This is a genomic window from Microbacterium proteolyticum, assembly GCF_014192415.1.
GTDB classification, from domain to species: domain Bacteria; phylum Actinomycetota; class Actinomycetes; order Actinomycetales; family Microbacteriaceae; genus Microbacterium; species Microbacterium proteolyticum.
Window position 1 is genome coordinate 910,166 of sequence record NZ_JACHXY010000001.1, and the last position, 20,712, is coordinate 930,877.

Consider the following 20,712-nt stretch of genomic DNA (forward strand, 5'->3'; position numbering starts at 1 on the left):
CCGCGTCAGCGGCTGCCGAGCACGGGGACGAGGTCGGTCGGACTCCCAGGTCTCCGCGTCAGCGGCTACCGAGCACCGCGATGGGATCGGGCGCCTGGACGTTTCCGCCGGAGAGGATCAGCGACACCGGACCATCGCCGGCCTCGGCGCCCACGTCGGCCAGCGTCACGCGCGGGACGAAGTCCATCGTGCAGACCTGGTCGGCGGGGGGCGTCGCGAACTGCACCGCCACATCGTCCCCGTCGGCGCTCACCGACTCGACGGTCGGAACACAGCTGGAACTGCCGTAGGTGACGATCGCGACGAGCGATGAGCTCACCCAGCCGGCGCTCGGCGCAAGGTCCTCGGAGGCCGTGGGCACGTCCGTCAACCCGGCGAGCAGCGTCTCGCCGTCGGCGGCTCCCGTCACCCGCACGGCGAGGTCGGCGCTCGGATCTGTTCCCGCCGGAAGCCCCACCAGGGTGGCGCGGGGTGCCATGTCACGCGTGCAGGGACCCTGCGACGGATCGACGAGATCGACCGTGAGGGCCCCGTCGGCGATCTGCGGATCTCCCCCGACGGTGGGGACGCACGACGAACTTCCATACGTGACCACCGCGATCGATCGGCCCGCATCCACCCACGCGGCCCCGACCTCGCCCGCGGGTACCGCGGTGGCGGCTTCCGACGGCAAAGACGACGAGGGCGCTGACGCCGCGCCCGAGGCGCAACCGGTCAGGGCACCGGCGGTGAGCACGCCCGCACCGAGCAGGCCGATGAGGGTCAGACGACGGCGAGACATGGAAACCTCCGGGGTCGGTTCGCTTCCGACCCATGATGGCGAAGCTTCCTGGATGCCGGCGGCGAAACACCGCGTCGCGTCATTGCAGCGCGGACGTGAGGCGAGCCAGGTTGTCGAGGATCGTCGAGCGCAGGGGCTGGCGGCGCCACTCCTCGATCGTGAGCTGACGGCTCAACTCCCGGTAGCGGTCTTCGACGGCTCGCATGTCGCGGGCGAACTCCTCGCCACGAACGAGCATCGACACCTCGAGGTTCAGACCGAAGGAACGCATGTCCATGTTGCTCGAGCCGATCACGGCGACCTCGTCATCGATGGTGACGCTCTTGCTGTGCAGGATGAAGGGCTTCCGGTACATCCAGATGACGACGCCGGCGCGCAGCAGCGCCTCGTAGTAGCTGCGCTGGGCGTGGTAGACCATGGCCTGGTCGCCCTCTTCCGATACGAAGAGTTCCACGTGCACGCCGCGCTGGCACGCGGTGGTGATGGCGAGGAGCAGCGCCTCGTCGGGCACGAAGTACGGGCTGACGATGATGATGCGTTCCCGCGCGGCGAAGAGCAGGCCGAGGAACAGCTTGAGGTTGTTCTGGAAGTCGAAGCCCGGACCCGACGGCACGATCTGGCAATCCAGGTCGCCCGGGCCGGAGGTCACGCTGAACAGGTCGATCTCGTCGGCCAGGGTCTCGTCGGTCTCGCTGTACCAATCGGAGAGGAAGACCGCATTGATGCTGGCGACGACGGGACCCTCGACGCGAACCATGAGGTCGACCCAGTGCAGCCCGCGGCGGATGTTCTTGCGCAGGTTGTAGGAGGAGTCGGTGACGTTCTGCGAGCCCATATAGGCCACTTCTCCGTCGATGACGAGCAGCTTGCGGTGGTTGCGCAGGTCGGGCCGCTGCCACCGCCCCCGCAACGGCTGGACCGGGAGCATGAGGTGCCAGTGAGCCCCCATCGCATCGAGGCGGCGCAGGGTCTGCCTGTAGAACGGCTTGCCCCGGTTCGCCCAGTGATCGAGCAGGACCCGTACGACCACACCGCGCTGGGCGGCCTCTTCGAGCGCGCGGAAGAAATTGTCGGTGGCGTCGTCGGACTGCAGGATGTAGAACTCGACGTGCACGTAACGGGTGGCCTGCCTGATCGCCTCGGCCATGGCGTCCAGGCTCTGCTGATAATCGGCGATGAGGGTGGCGGCGTTGTCGCCCGCGATCGGCATGGCGCCCAGGTTGCGATTGAGCTGAACGAGGGCGCGGAACCAGTGCGGCGCGTGGGGTCGGAGCGTTCCGAACTCGAGCGACGCGCTGGTGTCGTGGATGTACTCGTTGATCGCCGTCTGTTTGCGCCGCCGCTTCCGCGGAAGACGCGGATTGCCGATGAGCAGGAAGAGGAAGACACCGACGAACGGGATGAAGTAGATCGCCAGGAGCCAGGCCATCGCCGCAGTGGGACGGCGGTTGCGGGGCACGATGATGACCGCGGCGATACGCACGACCAGGTCGACGACGAACAGCGTGATGACGAGCCAGCTCGCGTCGAACGAGGCGTTGATCACGGGTCCTCCTGGACGGGTTGTGGACCCAGCGTAGCGATGACCGCCGACAGCGGTCTGTCGGACCTCAGTTCGCGGGGCCGTCGCCCGTTGACGCCACCGGCGGGAGACCGCGCTTGGCCCGCTCCTGCGCCTCGATGCGCGCGTAGGCCCTGCGCTCGGTGCGGTCCATGCGGATGACGTTGCGGAGGATGAAGAAGAAGACGAACGACACGACGATCGTCGGCAGGATCGCCCACAGCACAGCGGTCCAGGTCTCGTCCATGCTCCGAGAATACCCGCGGCGGCTGGGCGAACGCCCGCCCGCGCCTCCTCCCCACGTGACGGATGCACGGAATGATCCACGATCGAGCGAATCCGCTCGGAACGAGACGGCCCGCGACAGCCACCCTCGACGCATGACCACCACCGTCCTGCGAGCCACTTCGTCGCCCGCCTTCCTCGCCCTCGTCCCGCACCTGCTCGAATGCACCCCGCGTCGCAGCCTCGTCGTCGTCCCCTTCGATGGCGGGCGTTCGCTCGGCGCGATGCGCGTCGATCTGCCCCCGCAGGGCGATGACCCCACCGAAGAGGGGGTCGCCTCGACCGTCGTCGGCATGGCCTGCAAGGTGACCCGCACCGACGCCGTCGCGATCGCGGTGTACACCGACAGCCCCGTGACGAGCGGGGCCGGCGCACCGCACACCGGGCTCGTGGACGCCGTGCGCGCCCGCGCCGACATCTGCGGCCTTCGCATTGTCGACGCGCTCGTCGTGGGCTCAGACGGCTGGGCGAGCTACCTCGAGCCGTCGGCGGGGCCGCGTCCGCTCACCGAGATCCGGGATGCCGCCTTCGAGGGGCTCGATCACGACGTCAGCGGCGACCACCTCGCCGCCGCCCGCCTGCCCGCCGTGTCCGCGGACGACTCGCGGCTCCTCGAACAGCTCCTGGTCGACGTGGAGCACGCGTTGAGACGATCGCGCGACCGGCGCCGCCTCTCGCCCGCGCGGCGCACCGCGGCCGACGCCGTGGCGGCGGAGATCGCCGACCCGCCCGGATTGTTCGAGAGCACCATCGCGCGACCGACGGAGCAGGTGGACATGACGCGGATCGCGGCCCTCGCGTTCTGTCTGGAGCGGCCCGCACTGCGCGACGTCGCCCTGATGCAGTGGACCGGCGACCTGGCGACCGGCGACGCGGTGTTCCGCGCGCAGACCGCTTTCCGGGGCGGCGAGCCGATGCCCGAAGACCTCGCCCGCCCGCTGTGGGGCGAGGGCGCGAAGCCCGATCCGGCTCGGCTGCGCGCGGGGCTCGAGCTGTGCCGGCGCGTCGCCTCCCTGGTCGGCCCCGAACGCCGACCCGGAGCGCTCGCGGCATGCGCGTGGCTCGCGTGGGCGTCCGGGCGATCCACGCACGCCGCGTTCTACGCGGATGCGGCCCTCGCGATCGATGGGACGCACGGGCTCAGCGAGATCATGCGTACCATGCTCGACGCCGGCCGCCTGCCCGAGTGGGTGTTCGAGCGGTCTACTTCACCAGCGGGAAGAGGATCGTCTCGCGGATCCCGAGTCCGGTGATCGCCATGAGCAGCCGATCGATGCCCATTCCCATGCCACCGGTGGGGGGCATGCCGTGCTCGAGGGCACGCAGGAACTCCTCGTCGATGGGCATGGCCTCGTCGTCGCCGCGGGCGGCGAGCTTGGCCTGCTCGGTGAAACGATGACGCTGGATCACCGGGTCGACGAGCTCCGAGTAGCCGGTCGCCAGCTCGAACCCGCGCACGTACAGATCCCACTTCTCCACGACACCGGCGATCGAACGGTGCTCGCGCACGAGCGGGCTGGTGTCGAGGGGGAAGTCCATCACGAAGGTGGGCCGGGTCAGACTCGGCTTGACGAAGTGCTCCCACAGCTCTTCGACCCATTTGCCGTGGGTCTCGTGCGGCGGGGCGTCCACCTCGTGCTCGGCACCCAGCGAGCGCAACGCGTCGAGCGTCGTCTCGGGCGTGATCGAGCGGCCCGCCGCGGCCGACAGCGAGTCGTACATCGAGATGCGGTCCCACTCACCCCCGAGGTCGTACTCGGTTCCGTCGGCCCACGTGACCGTGGTGGAGCCGGCGACGGCGATCGCGGCATCCTGGATCAGGGTCTGCGTGAGATCGGCGATGCCGTTGTAGTCGGTGTAGGCCTGATAAGCCTCGAGCATCGCGAACTCGGGGCTGTGCGTGGAGTCGGCGCCCTCGTTGCGGAAGTTGCGGTTGATCTCGTACACCCGGTCGATGCCGCCCACGACCGCGCGCTTCAGGAACAGTTCGGGCGCGATGCGCAGGTACAGCTCGGTGTCGAACGCGTTGGAGTGGGTGGTGAAGGGGCGCGCGCTCGCGCCGCCGTGCTGCACCTGCAGCATCGGCGTTTCGACCTCGACGAACTCGCGCTCGGTGAACGTGCGGCGCAGGCTCTGGTTGACCTTCGCGCGCGCCAGGACGGTCTCGCGGGCACGGTCGCGCACGATGAGGTCGAGGAAGCGGCTGCGGACGCGGCTCTCCTCGCTCAGATCGCCGTGGAGATTGGGGAGGGGAAGCACGGCCTTCGACGCGATGCTCCACTCGGCCACCATGATCGACAGCTCGCCGCGGCGGCTGGAGATCACCTCGCCCGAGACGTAGACGTGGTCGCCCAGGTCGACGAGCTCCTTCCACGCCTGCAGAGAATCGTCGCCGACACTCGCCAGCGAGACCATGGCCTGGACGCGGCTCCCGTCGCCGGCCTGCAGCGATGCGAAGCACAGTTTGCCGGTGTTGCGGCTGAATACCACGCGCCCCGCGACACCGGCGGTCTCGCCGGTCTCGGCGCCCGCCTCGAGATCGCCGAAGCGGCCGCGCAGTGCCGGGATGGTCGTGGTGACGGGCACGGCGACCGGGTACGGCCCGCCCGCGGCGTCGGTGCGCTCGGCGAGCAGGCGCTCGCGTTTGGCCAGGCGCACCGCCTTCTGCTCGAAGACCTCGTCTTCGGTGGGTTCGGCGGCGTCGTTCGCGGGCGCGTCGGTCATCGGGAGGCTCCTCGGGGTCGTCCCCAGTCTATTCGCCGTGATCGCGAGCCTCAGATCGACGTCGGGCACCGCCCTCGGGGGGAACTCCGCACGCGGCGGCCGGCCGACGCGGGAGGAAGCGGGCCGCTGCCCACTCCTCGCGAACGGCCGTCGCACCCACGAACGCCCTGGGCGGCCGTGTCAGCGCAGCGAGATCTCGGCGTTGTCGATGAAGCGGTGCCCACCCACCGTCGCGGCGATGAGTGCCAGGGCGCGACCACGGTGCCCCTCGTCGACGGGCAGGAAGGTGGCGGGGTCGACCACGCTGAGGTACTCCAGGGCGATGCGCTGTTCGCCCATCAGCGCCGACTGGGCGGCGGCGATGCACGCGTCGACCCCCAGGTCGGAGTTGGACGCCGCTGCCTCCAGCGCGCGGGGCAGCTTCGCCGCAGCGCGACGATCCGCAGCCTCCAGGAGGGCGATACGGCTGGACACCGGCAGCCCGTCATCGGTGCGGACCGTGGGCACCGTCGCGATCTCGAGGCCGAAGTCGAGGTCGCGCACCATGCGCTGCACCAGGAACGCGCGCTGAAGGTCGCGCTCGCCGTAGACGGCGACGTCGGGGCGGATCAGGTTGAACAACTTCGCCTCGACGGTCAGCACACCGTCGAAGTAGAACGGGCGCACCCGGCCCTCGTATCGCAGCCCGACGTCTCCCGCGGACACGCGGGTCGTCGCGGTGCCGGCGGGCAGGAACTCCTCCACGGAGGGCGCGAACACGACGTCGACACCCAGGTCGCGGAGGACCCGCTCGTCGGCCTCGGGCGACCGCGGGTAGGAGGCCGTCTCGTCGGCGGTGCGGAAGCGCAGCGGGTTGACGAAGGTCGACACCACCACGACGTCGGCGCGCCGGCGGGCTTCATGGATGAGGTCGACGTGGCCGTCGTGCAGGGCTCCCAGGGTCGAAACGAGTGCGACACGGGGGCCGCCGGACGACCGATCTGCGCCTCGGACGTCGCCGAGTCGGGTGCGCAGATCCTCGAGGGTGCGGATCATCCGTCGATCGTAGCGTCGTCGTCGAGGGTGCGATGTCCCGAGCCCTCGACGAGTGCCTGGTCGACGCTCGACCGCACGAGCGCCGACAGGTACCCGCCGGGGTTGTCGACCCCGACGCGCGCGAGCATCTCCGAGGACTGGCGCACGATGGATCGCGAGAACTCCGTCGCGGTGGCGATCGCCTCCGCGTACGCCGCGCGATCGTCTTCGGCGACCACCACCGGTTCGCATCCGAGTTCGACGGCCAGCGCCTGCGCGATGGGCAGGACGGGCGCCGGGGCCGTGACCGCGGCGTACGCCTGCGCCAACTGCCGAAGGTCGATCGACGATGTCCCGGTGAAAGCGATCGCGGGGTGGATCGCGAGGGGGATGGCACCGAGCCGCGCGGCCGGGTCGAGGACGCGGGCGCCGTATGCGGCGTCGGTGTGCAGCACGAGCTGGCCCGGCTGCCAGGCGCCCACCCCGGCGAGGCCCGTGACGAGCGCCGACAGTTGGTCGTGCGGCACGGCGATCACGACCAGCTCGCTGCGTCGCACGACTTCGTCCGCGGTGAGGACGGGCAGGCCGGGGAGGATCGCCTCGACCCGGTCGTCGTCGGAACCGGAGGTGATGCCGGTGAGGGCGTGCCCGGCACCGGCGAGCGCGGCGGCGAGGACGGGACCCACGCGCCCGGCGCCGATGACTCCCACGCCGAGGCGTCCGTCGCGGCCGCTCATCCGGCCCACCGGTGACTGCGGTCGATCGCTGCCGCCGCGACGCTCCCGTGCGCCGTGCGCTCGAACATGCGCACCGCATCGTCACGGTCGAGGGCGCCGACCGACGTCTGCACCGCGCCGGCGATCACGTGGCCCGTGAGCGTCGCCGCGCCGAACGCCCGCGCCAGCGGACCCTGCTCCAGGCCGATCGACTGGAGGCGTGCCAGCGGCAGGATGCTCAGCGACCGCCACACCCACCCCCGCCGCATGAGGAGGGCGTCGTCGGTCAGCAGCACGCCGTTGCGCCGCCACGACAGGGGCCGCAGCCAGCGTGCGCGCGCCGGGGTCGTCACGTAGGGGTCGTCCTCCACGGGACCCAGGATGCCGTCGCGGAAGACGCTCGTCCACTCGGCGCCCGTGAGGGCCGGTGCGAGGATCTCCAGCACGCGCTCGACATCGTCGCGCGTGCCGATGGGCAGCACGGCGGCCAACTGATCGGTGCTCGAGTCGGTCGACGACCGGCCCGATAGGCGGTTCACCGACACGGTCCACCACCCGAAGGGCCGCCACATCAGGGGTTGTCGCACCTCGATGGCGTGCACGCGACCGGGCGGCACGATCTCGGAGACGGTGGTGAACAGCCCGAAAGTGACTCGGACGCCGTCGGGCGTCGGCGCGATCGAGTACCGCAGACCGCGCGCGACGGATCGAACGTAGTAGGCACCGAACGCGAGGAACATGGGAACGACCGTGAACAGCAGCCACAGCGTCGACAGCGATGCCGCCACGACGATGCCGACGACGAGGGCGATGAGGAACACCGTCGAACCGCTCAGCACCCGGGATGCGACGAGCCGGCCGACCGGGATGCGCACGATGCTCTCGGGTTCGGAGTCGGAGAAGTCCTCCCCGTCGACGAGACCCTGCAGGCCCGAGCCCACCGCCGACGCGGCCTGGCGCGCAAGCGATGACCGCTCGTTCTCGGGCACCTGCCCGGCGGCGAGGCGGCGCCCCGACGCGAGGCGGAGGATGTCGCCGCGGATGGCGTCGGCATCCTTTCCCGACAGGTACTCGAGCTTGACGTTGGCATCCAGACCAGCGCCGACGACCTCCAGCTTCGCGAGGCCCAGGAGCCGGGCGATCATGGGGCGCGTCAGGTTGACACCCTGGACGCGGTCGAGGGGTGCGCGGCGGTGGGTGCGGAACAACACCCCCGAGCGCACCTCGACGTCGTCGTCACCGATCCGCAGGGTGTGGAACCGCCACGACAGCCGGAAGAGCACCAGCAGCACGATGAGCAGCGCCAGCGTCGCGCCGCCGGCGATGAGGATCAGGTTGTTCGCGAACAGGAAGTCGACCGGATCCGGCGGCAGTTCGCCCGGCGGAAGGTCGGTGAAGACGGGGAACAGCAGCTCGACCAGTCGCTCGCGGAGGTTCGCCACGATCACACCGATGATGACGAGGAGCGTCAAGCCTCCGCGCAGCAAGGGGGTGAGCGGATGCAGCCGATGCCATTCTCCGTCGCTGTACGGCGACCGCACCGCCGGACGGGCGGTCGGCGCGGCACGGCTCGCCTCGGGAACGCGATCGGCATCTGGCTCCGGCCCACGGCCAGCCGGGTCCGCCGCCCGCGCACCGCCGGACGTGTCCGCGTCGCTCACAGACCCGTCCGCCGCGTCTCGGCCACCGCGACGAGCGTGTCGCGCAGGTGCTCCGCAGCCTCCTGCGTGAGGCCCGGGATGGTGACCCCGGTGGAGGCGGCCGCGGTGACGAGCTTGAGCTGGGCGATGCCGAAACCGCGGTCCAGGGGGCCGTGGGTGATGTCGACGAGCTGCATGCGCCCGTAAGGGACGGCCACGACCCGCTGCCACAGGATGCCGCGGCGGAATACGAGGTCGTCGCGCCGCAACTGGTATCCGAACGACCGGGCCTGCCGCGGCGTGATGACGAGCCCGAACAGGGTCACGGCGAGGATGATCCCCGCGGGGATCCACTGCCACTGCACCCCGGTGATCACCTGCACCGCGACGGCGACGGCGGCCACCAGCAGGAAGAAGACGCCCTGGGAGATGAGCTGGACACGCACGTAGGCGCGGGCGAGCTGGTACCACGTCCCGTCGCCGAGGGGCAGACGGCGCTGCGAACGCGGCTCGAGGATGCGGTCGTACGTGCGTGCGCTCAGGACGGCGCTCTCGTCATGAACGCTCGGTTCGCTCGTCGCCCCGCTGTCGTGCGCGCGCGGCGGAGCGAGCGGACCCGAGACGTCGGGCGAGTCGCCGTCGCGGGCGCCGGTGTCGACCGTCGTCTCGTCCCCGAACTCGCGCCCGGGCTCGATCCGAGCCTGCTCCTCCGACGGCATGCCCGTCTCCGGCCCACGAGGCGCGCGATCGCGACGCAACCCTCCGCTCACCGGTGGTGCGGGAAGACGCTCACCCTCAGCCGGGCGCACGCGCTCGACGGGCTCCGACGGGATCAACCCCGCGCCCTCGACGGGCTCTGGCGCGGTGAACCGCGCGCCCTCGACGGGCTCCGACGGGATCGGCCCCGCACCCTCGTCGAGGGGCCGGGCCGGGCCGTCAGGCCTGGACGGGTCCGGTCGGGGTGTTTCCGGCGGTGTCGTCATCGTCGTCCTTCCGGATGGTGCACAGCTGCTCGGCAACGAGTCCCGCGACGACGAGGACGACTGCGCACACGAGCGTCGCGACGATCGTTCCCATCGAGCCTAGCGACGGCGTCACGGGTCTCGTCGTCAAGAACACGATCAGACCGAGCGAGAATCCGAACGACACGGCACCCAGCAACGACGACGCTTTCGCCAGCATCGCGATGCGCAGGGCCTGGAAGGGGTTGACGCGCCGAGTGCCGCGGCTGCGGGTCGCGCGCCACACCGGCACCGCCAGGGCGACGATCACGGCACCGAGCAGCGCCAGGATCGTCGGCAGGCTCGCCGCCGGAGAGAACGTCGCACGTCCCATCGCGGTCAGCATCGTGTCGAGGATGAAGCCGACCGCCCCGCCGATGACGACGGCGATGGTGAGGATGCCGACTCCCGTGCGTCTCATCGTCGGAGCCTTTCCAGCAGGTCGGTGACGCGTCCGCGCCCGGGGATCTCGGCATCCGGATCGAGCTGCGCCCACGGCGCGAGCACGAACTCGCGCTCGTGGGCCCGGGGGTGCGGCACGACGAGGTCGTCGCGGTCGATCCTCTCATCGCCGTAGGTGATGAGGTCGAGATCGAGGGTGCGATCACCCCAGCGCTCGCGCCTCTCGCGTCCGTGCCGCGCCTCGATGCGGTGCAACGACGCGAGCAGTTCGGCGGGGGCGAGGCGCGTCCGAAGGACCGCGACGGCGTTGAGATAACGCGGCGCGTCTTCGTCCTCGCCGTCGACGGTCACCGCGACGGTCTCGATCGGCTCCGACACGCGCACGTCGCTCGTCAGGGTCAAACGGGTCAGCTCGTCGACGGCCGCGGCCAGCGTCTCGGCCCGCCGGCCGAGGTTGGCGCCCAGCGCGACGACCGCCTCCACCGGCATCGCCCGTGGCGCCTCGCCCATGCCGTGGGCCAGCCGCACGCTCATGAACGGCCTCGCGTGATGGTAACGGCGACGTCGCCGAACGGCACGGTGATGGGCGCCTGCGGCTTGTGCACGGTGATGGTCACCCGGTCGACGCGGCCATCGCGCAGGACGTCGTCGGCGAGGCGCTGGGCGAGCGTCTCGAGCAGATCGACGGGCTCCCCCGCAACGACGGCGACGAGGCGTTCGGCGAGCTCGCCGTAGTGCACGGTGTCGACCACGTCGTCGGTCTCGGCCGCACGCCGCAACGACAGGGCGAGCACCGCGTCGACGACGAACTCCTGGCCCTCGCGCTTCTCGTCGGCGTACACGCCGTGGTACCCGAAGGCGCGCACCCCCGTCAGGGTGATGTGGTCGACGGCATCCATCAGGCCTCCCAGGCGCGGGCGACGGCGAGCGCGTCGCGGGTGGTCGCGACGTCGTGCACGCGCACGGCCCAGGCGCCGGACCGGGCGGCGAGGGCGCTGGTGACGGCGGTGGCGAGGTCGCGGCGGGCAAGATCAGGGTCGTCGCCCAGGGGATCGGCGAGGAACCGCTTACGACTCGTCCCCACCAGCACGCGGTACCCCAGCCCGCCGAGCTCGGGGAGCGCGCGGAGCGTCTGCCAGTTCTGCGCCCCGCGCTTGCCGAACCCGATGCCGGGGTCGACGACGATGCGCGAGGGGTCGATCCCCGCGGCGACGGCGGCGACCGCGCGGGCCTCGAGCTCGGTGGCGACCTCGCGCCCCACGTCGAGGTAATCGGCGTGCGCGTACATCTCGATCGACGGTCCGCGCCAGTGGCCGAGAGCGATGTCAGCCTCGGTCTCGGCGACGGCGGCGAGCATGTCGGGGTCGGCGAGACCGCCCGAGACGTCGTTCACCAGCCGCGCACCGGCGCGGACGGCGGCGACGGCGGTGGTCGCGTTCATGGTGTCGATGCTGACGAACGACCCCTCGGATGCCAGCGCCTCGACGACGGGCAGCACCCGCTGCTGTTCGACGCGGGCTGCCACCCGATCGGCTCCGGGCCGCGTGGACTCGCCGCCGACGTCGAGCAGGTCGGCGCCCTGGTCGCGGAGGAAGCGCGCGTGGGCGATCGCGACGTCGGGGTCGAGGTAGCGGCCGCCGTCGCTGAAGGAGTCGGGGGTGACGTTGACGATCCCCATGACGAGGGTCACGCGTGCGCCCCGATGAGGGCGATGAGCTCGGCGCGCGCGGCGGGTTCCATGTAAGCACCGCGAGCCGCGATCGTCACCGTCGAGGCATCGGGCTGCCGACCGCCGCGCATGGTCACGCACTCGTGCGCGGCGTCGAGCACGACGAGCACCCCGCGGGCATCCAGGGCCGTATCGATGGCATCCGCGATCTGCTCACCGAGCCGCTCCTGCACCTGCGGGCGGGCGGCGAGCACGTCGATGACGCGCGGCAGCGCTCCGAGACCGACGACCTCCTCGCCGGGGAGGTACGCGACGTGCGCGCGTCCCCGGAAGGGCAGGAGGTGGTGTTCGCACATCGAGCGGAAGGCGATGTCGCGCACCATGACGGCCCCGGAGGGCAAGGTGTCGGGCGCCGGTCCCCGCGACACCGAGATGGTGTGTCGCAGCGGCGCTCCGGCATCCTCGCCCACTCCCCCGAAGAACTCGGCCCAGGAGTCTGCGACGCGGGTCGGGGTCTGACGCAGACCGGGGCGATCGGGGTTCTCCCCGATCGCCTCCAGCAGCTCGCGGACGAGCGCTGCGACCCGTTCTCGATCGACGGCCACGGCGCCTCAGGCGGTGGCCGGGCGCGTCTGTCCGCTCGGACGGGGCTGCGCCTGCGTCTGCGTCTGCGCCTCGGCTTCGGTGGATGCGGCGATTCCGGCCGTCCCCCGGCGGGGGACGTTCACCGGCGGCTGGGTCGAGACGGGACGATCGCCCGACGACAGCCACTGCGGGCGCGGGGTGAGGCGCTTGACGTCGGTGAAGATCTCGGCGAGCTCGTTGTGATCGAGCGTCTCTTTCTCGAGCAGTGCCAGCGCGAGCCGGTCGAGCACCTCGCGGTTGTCGTTGATGACCTGGTAGGCCTCGTTGTGCGCCTGCTCGATGAGCGCGCGCACCTGCGCGTCGACGCGCTCGGCGATGCGCTCCGAGAAGTCGCGGCCGTGGCCCATGTCGCGGCCCATGAAGACCTCGCCCGAGGAGGAACCGAGCTTGACCGGGCCGACCTCGTTCGTCATGCCGTACTCGGTGACCATCTTGCGGGCGATGCTCGTCGCCTTCTCGATGTCGTTCGAGGCACCGGTGGTGGGGTCGTGGAAGACGATCTCCTCCGCCACACGGCCGCCCATGGCGTACGTCAGCTGGTCCTGCAGTTCGTTGCGGGTGATGGAGTACTTGTCGTCGAGCGGCAGCACCATCGTGTACCCCAGCGCCTTGCCGCGCGGGAGGATCGTGACCTTCGTGACGGGGTCGGTGTGGTTCATCGCCGCCGCCGCGAGCGCGTGTCCGCCCTCGTGGTACGCCGTGATGAGCTTCTCTTTGTCTTTCATCACGCGCGTCCGCCGCTGGGGACCGGCGATGACGCGGTCGATGGCCTCGTCGAGGGCGCGGTTGTCGATGAGCTGCGCGTTCGAGCGCGCGGTGAGCAGCGCCGCCTCGTTCAGCACGTTGGCGAGATCGGCACCGGTGAAGCCGGGGGTCTTGCGGGCGACGACCTCGAGGTCGACGGAGTCCGACAGCGGCTTGCCGCGACCGTGCACCTCGAGGATGCGCTGGCGACCCTTCAGGTCGGGGGCGTCGACGCCGATCTGGCGGTCGAAACGACCCGGGCGCAGGAGTGCGGGGTCGAGGATGTCGGGACGGTTGGTCGCGGCGATGACGATGACGTTGACCTTGGGGTCGAAGCCGTCCATCTCGACGAGCATCTGGTTCAGCGTCTGCTCGCGCTCGTCGTGACCGCCGCCCATTCCGGCGCCGCGGTGGCGACCGACGGCATCGATCTCGTCGATGAAGATGATGGCCGGGGAGCTCTCTTTGGCCTGGTTGAAGAGGTCGCGCACGCGGCTCGCACCGACACCGACGAACATCTCCACGAAGTCCGAACCCGAGATGGAATAGAACGGCACGCCAGCCTCACCCGCGACGGCGCGGGCGAGCAGGGTCTTACCGGTTCCGGGAGGGCCGTACAGCAGCACGCCCTTCGGGATGCGGGCGCCGACCTCTTCGAACTTCTTCGGGTCCTTGAGGAACTCTTTGATCTCTTCGAGCTCTTCGATGGCCTCGTCGGAGCCGGCGACGTCTTGGAAGGTGACGGTCGGCGTCTCTTTGGTGACGAGCTTGGCCCGCGATTTTCCGAACTGCATCACCTTGCTGCCCCCGCCCTGGGCGCTGGAGAGCAGCCACCAGAACAGCAGGCCGAGGAGCACGAGCGGAAGCATGAGTCCGAGGAAGCCGTCGAACCAGCTGGCGCGGGGCACGACGTCGTTGAAACCGTCGGCCGGGGCCGCGGCGTCGATGGCGTCGGCGACCTCCGTGGCGCGGGCCTGACCGTAGTAGAACTGCACCGCGTCCGCGCCCTCGAAGGGCTCCGACAACGTCAGATCGACGCGCTGATCAGGATCGTTCGTCACCACCTTGGTCACGGTGCTGCCCTTGAGCAGCTCCAGACCCTCCTTCGTCGATACCTGACGGGCACCGGTGAGGTTGGAGATGAGGGAGAAACCGATGATCAGAAGCAGAACGACCAACAGAACGTAGATGATCGGATTGCGCGTGATCTTCTTGAAATTCATGGTGGGCGATCCCGGCCCTTTCGTGATCCTCCGCAGAAATGCGGTCGCATCAGGCTAACGTGCGGCGACTATGCCGAGCCTGTGCGTTCGTTTTGGGCGTACAGGACGCGGATGCCGCGGCATCCGCGTCACGCAGAGACCGCGGGGTCAGGAGTAGACGTGGGGCGCGAGCACCGCGACGTCGCGGAGGTTGCGGTAACGCTCGGCGTAGTCGAGCCCGTAGCCGATCACGAAGTCGTTGGGGATGTCGAAGCCCACGTACCGGCAGTCGACATGCACCTTCATGGCATCCGGCTTGCGCAGCAGTGCCAGCACCTCGACCGACGCCGCACCGCGGGAGGCGAAGTTCTCCAGCAGCCAGCTGAGGGTCAGACCGGAGTCGATGATGTCTTCCACGATGAGCACGTGCTTACCGGTGATGTCGGTGTCGAGATCTTTGCGGATCTGCACCACGCCGCTGGAGCGGGTGCTCGCGCCGTACGACGACACCGCCATCCAGTCCATCGACACGTGCACGGGGAGGTGCCGCGCGAAGTCGGCCATGACCATGACGGCGCCCTTGAGCACGCCCACGAGCACGACCTCGCGGCCCTCGTAATCGGTGACCACTTGTGTCGCCAGTTCGGCGAGCTTCTCGTGGATCTGCTCCTCGGTGAGGAGGACTTCGCTGATGTCGTCGGAGATGTCGGCCGCGCGCATTCGACGAGTCTACGCAGCCGAGAAGGCGGCCTCGCCGGGGACGGAGGCAGAAACCGCGACGGGCGGCGTCCGGGGAGGGGCCGCAGGTACCGTGGCACCGGTCGTCGCCGCGGGCGGAGGGGGCGCCCCCGCTCCGCTGCGCGGCGCGGCCGAGGCGTACCCGCCCGGACGGCGGGGCGGGAGGCTGCGCACCGAGGCGATGGCATCCATCCACCCCTGGTAGCGCTCCTCGCGCTCGTCGTGCGGCATCCGGGGCTCGAACACGCGCTCGAGGTGCCACCGATCGATGATCTCGTCGCGTCGCCACAGACCGGCCGCGGAGCCGGCCAGATGCCCGATCCCGAGCGCGGTACGTTCCAGTCCCTTCGGACGTGCCACCGGGATGCCGAGGATGTCGGCCTGGAACTGACACAGCAGGTTGTTGCGCGTCGCCCCGCCGTCGACCTTGAGCAGAGGGATCGACACGCCGTTGCGACGCAGATTGTCGACGTTGTCGCGGGTCTGGAACGCCATGGCCTCGAGACCCGCACGGACGACGTGCGCCGCCGTGGATTCCAGGGTCAGGCCGACGATCCCACCGCGGGCGTTGCGGTCCCAGTGCGGGTCGAACAACCCCGCGAAAGCGGGGACCAGGTACACGCCGCCGCTGTCGGGCACGCTCTCGGCCAGGCGCTCGCTCGCCGCGGCGCCCGGGAGGATGCCGAGACGGTCGCGGAGCCACTGGATGGTCTGTCCGCTGTGGAAGACGACGCCCTCGGCCTCGTACGTGAGGGTGTCGCCGAACTGCCAGGCGACGCTGCTGCACATGCCCGGGAGCGTCCGGGGCGCCCCGCCGACGTTGACGGTGAGCACACCCGCGGTTCCGAAGGTGTTCTTCGCGCCGCCGGTCTCGAGACAGGCTTCTCCGAAGAGCCCCGCCTGCTGATCGCCGAGCACGGCGAGGATGGGGATCGTGCGCCCCTCGGCGCCGGGGATGACCCCCGGCGCGACGTCGCCGAACCATCCCGCCGACGGCACGATCTCGGGCAGCAGGCTCGTCGGGATGTCGAGGATGGCGCAGAACTCCTCGTCCCAGGTCGCACGCTCCAGCGACATCAATCCCGTGCGCGATGCGGCGCCCGGCTCGGTGCGGTGCACCGCGCCTCCCGTGAGGTTCCACAGCAGCCACGTCTCGGGCGTGCCGATCGCCAGCTCGCCGCGATCCGCGCGTTCTCGCACGCCGTCCACGTGACGCAACAGCCACGCCACCTTGGCGGCGGAGAAGAAGGAATCGTTGCGCACGCCCGTGCGGGTGCGGAATTCGCCGTCGAGTCCCCGATCCGACCACTCCTGCACGATGCCGTCGGTCTGCTTCGACATCCACATGATCGCGTTGTAGACGGGGAGACCGGTGCGCCGGTCCCACATGACGATCGTCTCGCGGTGCGAGGTGACCCCCACCGCGACGATCTGCGATCCGTCGATCCGGGCGCGGGCGAGGGCGGCGATGATCGCCGAGCGCGGCGCCTCCCACAGGTCGAGGGGGTCGAGCTCGACCCACCCCTCGTGCGGGAAGGACGCCTCGATGCTCGCCGACGCCTCCCCGACGATCGTGCCCTGGGTATCGATGAGCACGGCGCGGGCGCTGCTCGAGCCCTCGTCGAGGGCGAGCACGTATCCGGACGACGTCATGCTCCGGCTCCTCACGCGGGCTGCGCGGTGCGCGCGGGCACCCGCAGGTGGTCGAGCCAGCGCCGGTAGCCGGAGATCTCGGCATCGCGTCGACCGGCATCCCAGCCCCCGAGGTCGGCGAGGATGTCGGCGGCGCGCTCGACGCCGCGGATGCCGTGGGTCGGTTCGAATGCGAGCAGCAGCCGCCGGGCGAACACGTCGGTGATCGTCTCGGCGAACTCGTGACGCATGGCGAAGATCAACTCGGCCGCGATCGCGGGCGACTCGGGGTCGAAGCGCTCAGCGAGCTCGGGACGTTCTCGCACGAGGTCGAGCACCCGCTCGGCGCGCGTGCCGTAGAGGTCCCACAGCCGTTCGGCGGTGTCGCGGCGCACGAGGGTCGTCGACAGGACACTCGCCTCGAAGTCCACCATGTCGGCCGTCCGGGCACCCGGGAACGGCTGGAACTTGCTCACGGGATGCTTCAGGCCCGCGCCGAGGATCTTGACGGCCCTGTCGACGGCGTCCTCGGCGAGCTGGCGGTACGTGGTGAGCTTGCCGCCGACGATGGAGAGCAGACCGGGGTAGCCGTCCTTGACGTGGTCGCGCACGATGTGACTGCGCGGCACCTTCCACTCGGGGATGTCGGGTGCGTAGGGCAGGGGGCGTACGCCGCTGTAGGTGTAGAGGACATCGTCGACGGTGAGGTCGGCCCCGGGCACGAGCGCGTTGGTCTCGGTCAGCAGGTAGTCGATCTCGTCGGACTCGGCGCGGGCCTCGTCGGGGTCGAGTTCGAACTTCGTGTCGGTGCACCCGATGAGGTAGCGCCCCATCCACGGGATCACCAGCACGAGGCGACCGTCGGTCTGCGACTCGTAGTAGACGACGTCATCGGGCGCGCCGGGGAAGGCGTCGACGATGATGTGGCTGCCCTTCGCGCCGCCGATGAGACGTGGCGACGGGATGGACGGGAGGGTGGATGTCGCCGACTCGCCGCGCAGGACGGCATCCACCCAGGGACCTCCCGCGTTGATCGTGAGGGTGGCGGAGATGTCGCGCATGGTGCCGTCGGCGTGGCGCACACGCACACCGGTGATCTCTTTGCCGGAGCCCAGCACCCCGACCGCGCGGGTGTGGAGGAACAGCCGCGCACCGGCGTCGACGGCGGCGACGGCGAGTTCGACGCACAGGCGCTCGGCGTATTCGACCTGGCCGTCGGTGAACAGCGCGGCGCCGCTGAGGCCCTCGCGAGACATGCCGGTGAAGCGTCGTCGGACGGCCGTGGTCGAGAGGATGCGGTGCCACGAGACCGACTTGTCGACCGAGAGCACGTCGTAGGCCAGCATCCCCAGTCGGATCATCCATGACGGGCGGGTGTTGCGGGCGTAGAACGGCATGATCAGGCGCACGGGCTTCACCAGGTGCGGGGCCACCTTGAACAGCAGTTCGCGTTCGCGCAGCGATTCGCGCACGAGCCGCACGTCGCCGCGTTCGAGGTAGCGCAGGCCGCCGTGGACGAGTCGTCCCGACCAGGCGGAGACCCCCGCGCAGACGTCCTCCTGCTCGACGAGCGCGACGGAGAGGCCTCGCTCGGCGGCGTCTCGGGCGATGCCGAGACCGTTGATGCCGGCGCCGATCACGACGACGTCGAAGGTGGGCTGGTCGGCGTTGTCCACGTATGTCTCCCTTGACCGTGGTGTGCTCTGAATATTCAGTCGCACATTGAATCTGATTCCATTATCGTAGCGCGCAGCCGTCGACACGGGAAGCGGGTATCGGGCTTCGGGACCCGAGAACGCCGATTCTGACAGACCGCGGACAGGACGGGAACGACGCCGTCGGCCTGCGCGAGCGCAGTGACGGACAGAACGAGAGAGGTCTCTCATGCCATCCACGATCAAAGACACCGGCTCCCTCCGCGCGATGACGAAGGTGGCGCACCTCTACTACCGGCGTGGCCTGGTGCAGACCGAGATCGCGGAGGAGCTGGGACTGTCGCAGGCCGGAGTATCGCGCCTGCTGACCGCGGCGAGCGAACAGGGCATCGCCCGCACGGTGGTCGTCCCCCCATCGGGCTTCCACAACGACCTCGAGCAAGCGGTCGAGGAGACGTTCGGCCTGCGCGAGGTCCACGTCATCGAAACGGAGGCCGGCTCCGGCGACGACCTCGTCCCCGCGCTCGCGCGCGCTCTCGTGCCGGTGCTGCAACTGGCGCCCATCGACGGCCGCACCATCGGGCTGACGTCATGGTCGCGTGCCCTTCAGGCCGCCGTCGACGCGCTCCCCGACCTGCCCCGCGCCAACGCCGGGCACATCGTCGAGCTGCTCGGAGATGTGGGGCGACCGTCGCTGCAGCACCGCGCCGCGCTGACGACCGAACGGTTCGCCCGCGCCACCGGGGGCGATCCGGTGTTCCTGCGCGCGCCGGGCGTCGTCTCGACGCCGGACATGCGCGCCGCCCTCCTCGAGGGCGACCCTCATGCACGCCGCGCGCTGCGGGCGATGGACGACCTCGACCTGGCGCTCGTGGGCATCGGCGAGGTGCGCGCGTCGGAACCGCTCACCCCGGGCGAGAACTTCTTCACCGACGCGCAGTTCGCTTCGGCCCGCGCCCAGGGAGCCGTCGGCGAGATCGGTCTGAGGTTCCTGGATGCCGCCGGCGAACCCGTGGCCGTCGAGCTCGGGGACCTCGTGCTGGGAATGGAACTCTCGCAACTGCGCCGCGCGAAGCGGCGCATCGCCGTCGCGGGCGGGCGCCGCAAGCACGCGGCGGTGCTCGCCGCCGTGCGCGGCGGGTGGATCGACGTGCTAGTCACCGACGAGACGACCGCGCGACACCTCGTCGCCTGCGGACCGAACGGGGTTGACACCCACCTCCGGCATTCCTAGCATCGGAGTGCATCACCATTCAGTAGGCGAATATTGATCTGCACTCGTTTCAAAGGGGAAACACATGCACAGCTCCCGCATCCGCCGCGCGTCCGTCCTGCTTCTCGCGGGCGCCGTCGCCGCCCTCGGCCTCGCCGGCTGCAGCACCACCGACGCCGGCGGCGCTCCGACGGGGTCCAAGACCATCGGCGTCTCGATCGCCGATCAGAAGTCGCTGTTCTACATCGCTGCAGCCGACGGCATGAAGGCTGCCGCCGAGGAAGCGGGGTACACCCTCGTCCTCGAGTCGGCCGACAACGACGCCACCCGTCAGGTCAACCAGGTGCAGAACCTGCTGACCCAGCAGGTGGGCGTGCTCATCTACACCCCGCAGGACGCCACGGCCGCCGGCGCCGGCGTGCGCTTGGCGAACGACGCGGGCGTCCCGGTCGTCGCGCTCGACCAGAAGCCCGAGACCGACGACGTCGAGATCTCCACCTTCATCGCCACCGACAGCGTCAAGGCCGCGTACGACGTCTGCACCTGGATGTTCGAGCAGATGGGCGGGGAGGGCGACATCGCGGTGCTCCAGGGTCCCTTGGGCGCCACCGCCGAGCTGCAGCGCACCGAGGGCTGCAAGAAGGCGCTCGCCGAGAACCCCGGCATCAACGCCGTGCAGTGGGAGAGCGCCGGGTGGGACGAGACCCAGGCCTTCGACACCACGCAGAACATCCTCACCGCCCACCCCGAGCTGAAGGCCGTGTTCGGTGAGAGCGACGCGATGGCCCTGGGCGCCGCGAAGGCCGCGCAACAGGCCGGTCGCACGGGCATGGTCTTCGCGGGCATCGACGGCTTCCCCACGATGTTCACCGCCATCAGCGACGGACTGACCCAGGCGACGATGGCGCAGCAGCCCTACATGATGGGCAAGCTCGCGGTCGAGAACGCCATCCAGCTGCTCGAGGGCGGGGCCGACCTGCCCCAGGACCAGTACCAGGACGCGGTGCTCGTCACCGGCGACAACGTGGCCGAGAACGACCCGACCAAGTTCTACGGCCCCGAGGCCGCCCGCAACTGACCACGCCGAGGG

At 70.3% G+C, this 20,712-nt stretch carries 20 protein-coding genes; 3 read left to right on the top strand and 17 right to left on the bottom strand.

What is annotated here, in order from left to right:
* Positions 1 to 58: 58 nt before the first annotated feature.
* The 3 genes from FHS07_RS04240 to FHS07_RS04250 form a co-directional block, all read right to left on the bottom strand.
* A complete protein-coding gene (locus tag FHS07_RS04240) occupies positions 59 to 781 on the bottom strand; it encodes a hypothetical protein (protein WP_183418613.1) in 723 nt (240 codons plus the stop codon).
* Between the two features lie 79 nt (positions 782 to 860).
* Complete coding sequence (gene cls, locus FHS07_RS04245) at positions 861 to 2,327, bottom strand: cardiolipin synthase (protein WP_183418614.1); 1,467 nt, start codon at positions 2,325 to 2,327, stop codon at positions 861 to 863.
* A 64-nt stretch (positions 2,328 to 2,391) separates the two neighbouring features.
* Positions 2,392 to 2,589 carry a hypothetical protein gene (locus FHS07_RS04250; protein WP_183418615.1) on the bottom strand — a complete coding sequence of 66 codons (198 nt, stop codon included), beginning with the start codon at positions 2,587 to 2,589 and terminating at the stop codon, positions 2,392 to 2,394.
* 133 nt (positions 2,590 to 2,722) lie between these two features.
* Here FHS07_RS04250 and FHS07_RS04255 point away from each other — a divergent pair, with 133 nt between their 5' ends.
* On the top strand, positions 2,723 to 3,880 hold the full coding sequence (locus FHS07_RS04255; protein WP_183418616.1) for a DUF4192 family protein: 1,158 nt from the start codon (positions 2,723 to 2,725) through the stop codon (positions 3,878 to 3,880).
* On the opposite strand, the gene lysS is transcribed toward FHS07_RS04255, so the two are convergent.
* The 14 genes from lysS to FHS07_RS04325 form a co-directional block, all read right to left on the bottom strand.
* Entirely contained in the window at positions 3,831 to 5,351 is a 1,521-nt protein-coding gene (gene lysS / locus FHS07_RS04260; RefSeq protein WP_183418617.1) for a lysine--tRNA ligase, read from the bottom strand. The two genes, FHS07_RS04255 and lysS, sit on opposite strands and share 50 nt — an antisense overlap.
* Positions 5,352 to 5,531: 180 nt before the next feature.
* Positions 5,532 to 6,386: a pantoate--beta-alanine ligase gene (panC, locus tag FHS07_RS04265; protein WP_183418618.1), complete on the bottom strand. Its 855-nt coding sequence runs from the start codon at positions 6,384 to 6,386 to the stop codon at positions 5,532 to 5,534.
* On the bottom strand, positions 6,383 to 7,102 hold the full coding sequence (locus FHS07_RS04270; RefSeq protein ID WP_183418619.1) for a DUF2520 domain-containing protein: 720 nt from the start codon (positions 7,100 to 7,102) through the stop codon (positions 6,383 to 6,385). The genes panC and FHS07_RS04270 overlap by 4 nt, the downstream gene beginning before the upstream one ends.
* On the bottom strand, positions 7,099 to 8,568 hold the full coding sequence (locus FHS07_RS04275) for a PH domain-containing protein (protein WP_246383106.1): 1,470 nt from the start codon (positions 8,566 to 8,568) through the stop codon (positions 7,099 to 7,101). The genes FHS07_RS04270 and FHS07_RS04275 overlap by 4 nt, the downstream gene beginning before the upstream one ends.
* Positions 8,569 to 8,738: 170 nt before the next feature.
* The gene (locus FHS07_RS04280; protein ID WP_183419398.1) at positions 8,739 to 9,263 is read right to left on the bottom strand and encodes a PH domain-containing protein; all 525 of its coding nucleotides are present in this window, start codon (positions 9,261 to 9,263) and stop codon (positions 8,739 to 8,741) included.
* Positions 9,264 to 9,657: 394 nt separating this feature from the next.
* On the bottom strand, positions 9,658 to 10,143 hold the full coding sequence (locus FHS07_RS04285; RefSeq protein WP_183418621.1) for a DUF3180 domain-containing protein: 486 nt from the start codon (positions 10,141 to 10,143) through the stop codon (positions 9,658 to 9,660).
* A complete protein-coding gene (folK, locus tag FHS07_RS04290; protein ID WP_183418622.1) occupies positions 10,140 to 10,658 on the bottom strand; it encodes a 2-amino-4-hydroxy-6-hydroxymethyldihydropteridine diphosphokinase in 519 nt (172 codons plus the stop codon). Before folK ends, FHS07_RS04285 begins: the two co-directional genes overlap by 4 nt.
* Positions 10,655 to 11,023, bottom strand: coding sequence for a dihydroneopterin aldolase (folB, locus tag FHS07_RS04295; RefSeq protein ID WP_183418623.1), 369 nt, complete (start codon positions 11,021 to 11,023; stop codon positions 10,655 to 10,657). Before folB ends, folK begins: the two co-directional genes overlap by 4 nt.
* Positions 11,023 to 11,814 carry a dihydropteroate synthase gene (gene folP, locus FHS07_RS04300; protein ID WP_183418624.1) on the bottom strand — a complete coding sequence of 264 codons (792 nt, stop codon included), beginning with the start codon at positions 11,812 to 11,814 and terminating at the stop codon, positions 11,023 to 11,025. Before folP ends, folB begins: the two co-directional genes overlap by 1 nt.
* Positions 11,811 to 12,398 (bottom strand): GTP cyclohydrolase I FolE, encoded by a 588-nt coding sequence (gene folE / locus FHS07_RS04305; protein ID WP_183418625.1) that lies wholly within the window; start codon positions 12,396 to 12,398, stop codon positions 11,811 to 11,813. Before folE ends, folP begins: the two co-directional genes overlap by 4 nt.
* Positions 12,399 to 12,404: 6 nt before the next feature.
* On the bottom strand, positions 12,405 to 14,405 hold the full coding sequence (gene ftsH / locus FHS07_RS04310; RefSeq protein WP_183418626.1) for an ATP-dependent zinc metalloprotease FtsH: 2,001 nt from the start codon (positions 14,403 to 14,405) through the stop codon (positions 12,405 to 12,407).
* A 147-nt stretch (positions 14,406 to 14,552) separates the two neighbouring features.
* A complete protein-coding gene (gene hpt / locus FHS07_RS04315) occupies positions 14,553 to 15,104 on the bottom strand; it encodes a hypoxanthine phosphoribosyltransferase (protein ID WP_183418627.1) in 552 nt (183 codons plus the stop codon).
* Between the two features lie 9 nt (positions 15,105 to 15,113).
* Entirely contained in the window at positions 15,114 to 16,775 is a 1,662-nt protein-coding gene (locus FHS07_RS04320; protein ID WP_183418628.1) for an FGGY family carbohydrate kinase, read from the bottom strand.
* Positions 16,776 to 16,786: 11 nt separating this feature from the next.
* The gene (locus FHS07_RS04325) at positions 16,787 to 18,430 is read right to left on the bottom strand and encodes an FAD-dependent oxidoreductase (RefSeq protein WP_221189111.1); all 1,644 of its coding nucleotides are present in this window, start codon (positions 18,428 to 18,430) and stop codon (positions 16,787 to 16,789) included.
* Positions 18,431 to 18,638: 208 nt separating this feature from the next.
* On the opposite strand from FHS07_RS04325, the gene FHS07_RS04330 reads away from it, so the two are divergent.
* Both FHS07_RS04330 and FHS07_RS04335 read left to right on the top strand, forming a co-directional pair.
* Positions 18,639 to 19,643 (top strand): sugar-binding transcriptional regulator, encoded by a 1,005-nt coding sequence (locus FHS07_RS04330; RefSeq protein ID WP_183418630.1) that lies wholly within the window; start codon positions 18,639 to 18,641, stop codon positions 19,641 to 19,643.
* Positions 19,644 to 19,707: 64 nt separating this feature from the next.
* Complete coding sequence (locus tag FHS07_RS04335; RefSeq protein WP_183418631.1) at positions 19,708 to 20,700, top strand: substrate-binding domain-containing protein; 993 nt, start codon at positions 19,708 to 19,710, stop codon at positions 20,698 to 20,700.
* The last annotated feature ends 12 nt before the right edge of the window (positions 20,701 to 20,712 follow it).